The organism is Candidatus Obscuribacterales bacterium, assembly GCA_036703605.1.
Classification (GTDB): domain Bacteria; phylum Cyanobacteriota; class Cyanobacteriia; order RECH01; family RECH01; genus RECH01.
Genome location: DATNRH010001091.1, coordinates 1 through 1004, shown reverse-complemented (window position 1 = coordinate 1004; position 1004 = coordinate 1). Strand labels below are relative to the sequence as shown.

Genomic DNA, 1004 nt, shown 5'->3' with positions numbered 1-1004 from the left:
TATGGAGGATGTCTTCCAGCGCCTCTACTTGTATCTATTATCCGCTGAAGCTGCGCTGCAGAACGGTTCCTTGCCCCAGGCTGAGAGCCTTCTCAAGGCTGCCATTACTCTGGTGCAAGAAGTGCCACTAGAAGCTGACTTTGACGGCTCTGGGCGTGCTGTGTCTACGGGCGCTGCCCTAGCTAGCTACTTGAGGAGTTTCTGTGGACTCCTGATCGTGATGCCCGGACACCCTGAACACGGCCCGTTTTATCTCACGAAGGGCCTCATCAAGGTGGTTAAGGAGTACCCATGGCCCGAAGGCTCCACAGGCCGAGCCAACGTTTTCCTTGGCATGATCTCGCTTTTTGCCGGCATGAACGGAAAGTTGCCCTACCATATCGCGAAGCTTGAATCCAACGATCTCTTCTACCTTGGTGACGAGGACTACAAGGAGGAGCTTCAAGCCATTATCAACAAGCTGGTCGAAGAGGTCCTCGAAGAACTATCCAAACTGAAAGAAATGGGAGCTGGCAGCCAGCAGGTCGCTAATCTGCAGTGCAGGGTTGCCCTGGACTTTTTCAACCACACCACAGCACACTCCGAACTCAACAGCAAATCGGCGAAACTTGCCGTAAACCTCTTCCAAATGTCCAAAAAGTCGTCCGACTCCGCCATCAAGGCTTACCGAACCAGCTCAGTAGACTACTTAGAAAGGGCTGGTCGACCTGGTCTTAGTGACCTAGCCTCGGAACTTTAATAAACCGTCACAGAAGCAACTACTTTCCACTGTTGCGACTGGGCCCCAGAGCTCAGTCAGTAGTCGTACAATTCACAGAGTCTCGGAGGTCAGTAGCCGGTGAGCAAGGCCCTCCAAGGCGGGCTGGGCTGACGAGACGAGGGCGACGTCGATGTCCTCACGGGGCACCATTAGGTTCTTAGGATCGCTGTTAATTCTGATGAGCTTGGCCTTGGGTCGCTCAGCAATTAACAAGTCGCTTTCTACCAATGTTAGCAAGCAAAAC

The 1004-nt window shown here is 53.1% G+C and carries 2 protein-coding genes; one reads left to right on the top strand and one right to left on the bottom strand.

All coding sequences use genetic code 11. From position 1 onward, the window contains the following. A partial coding sequence (locus V6D20_22600; GenBank protein ID HEY9818572.1) for a hypothetical protein occupies positions 1–739 on the top strand: 739 nt, incomplete at its 5' end. Between the two features lie 72 nt (positions 740–811). On the opposite strand, the gene V6D20_22595 is transcribed toward V6D20_22600, so the two are convergent. Continuing rightward, positions 812–1004: hypothetical protein (locus V6D20_22595; GenBank protein ID HEY9818571.1), on the bottom strand; the 193-nt coding region annotated here is incomplete at its 5' end.